General features: G+C 79.8%; 1 protein-coding gene. It reads left to right on the forward strand.

Features of this window, described 5'->3' with window-relative positions:
• Window positions 1-1,263: hypothetical protein (locus BST12_RS32560; protein WP_211281400.1), on the forward strand; the 1,263-nt coding region annotated here is incomplete at both ends.

Consider the following 1,263-nt stretch of genomic DNA (forward strand, 5'->3'; position numbering starts at 1 on the left):
CGGCGCAGGCGGATCAAGCGGAAGCAGTGTCGGCGGCACCGGTGGGGTCGGCGGCGTCGGCGGCAACGCAGGCACGGGCGGTGCGGTCGGAGCAGGCGGTAGCGGCGGGGCGACCGGTAGCGCCGGCGCCGGTGGCACCGGTGGTCAAGGCGGTGGCGGCGGTGCCGGCGGCGCGGGTGTCGATGCTGCCGCGGGCAGCGGTACTACCGGCGGCGCCGGATTCGCCGGCGGTCAAGGCGGTCAGGGCGGTACGGGCGGCAACAGCGCGGGCGGCATCAACGGCTCCGGCGGCGCCGGCGGCGTGGGCGGCAAGGGCGGCACTGGCGGTGGCGGCGGCTCCGGCGCCGACAGCACCACCGGAGTCGGTGGCACCGGCGGCGACGGCGGTACCGGCGGCGCAGCAGGCGCCGGCGGTGGCGGCGGCGGAACTGGTAGCGGTGGCACCGGCGGCGGCACCGGCGCCACCGGCAAGGCCGGTACCGGCGGCACCGGCGGTGTGGGTGGCGCCGGAGGCGGTGGCGGCGCAGGCACGGATGCGGCTGCCGGCAGTGGTCTGACCGGTGGGACCGGGTTTGCCGGCGGCGCCGGCGGACAAGGCGGACAGGGCGGCGACTCCGGTGTGGGTGGCACCAACGGCTCCGGCGGCGCCGGCGGTGTGGGCGGTAAGGGCGGCAGTGGCGGCGCCGGCGGCAGCGGTGCCGACAGCACCACCGGAGTTGGTGGCACCGGCGGCGACGGCGGGGTCGGCGGCGCGGCCGGCGCGGGCGGTGGCGGCGGCGGAACTGGTAGCGGCGGCACCGGCGGCGCCACCGGCACCACCGGCAAGGCCGGCACCGGCGGCACCGGCGGTCAAGGTGGCGATGGCGGTACCGGCGCTGACGGCACCGATGCCGCACCAGGCAGCGGCGCCACCGGTGGGATCGGGTTTGCCGGCGGTCAAGGCGGTCAGGGCGGTACGGGCGGCAACAGCGCGGGCGGCATCAACGGCTCCGGCGGCGCCGGCGGCATGGGCGGCAAGGGCGGCACCGGCGGTGGCGGCGGTTCGGGTGCGGACAGCACCACCGGAGTGGGCGGCACCGGCGGCGACGGCGGTACCGGCGGCGCAGCAGGCGCCGGCGGTGGCGGCGGCGGAACTGGTAGCGGTGGCACCGGCGGCGGCACCGGCGCCACCGGCAAGGCCGGTACCGGCGGCACCGGCGGTGTGGGTGGCGCCGGAGGCGGTGGCGGCGCAGGCACGGATGCGGCTGCCGGCAGTGGTCTGAC

Source organism: Mycobacterium angelicum (genome assembly GCF_002086155.1).
GTDB classification, from domain to species: Bacteria; Actinomycetota; Actinomycetes; order Mycobacteriales; family Mycobacteriaceae; genus Mycobacterium; species Mycobacterium angelicum.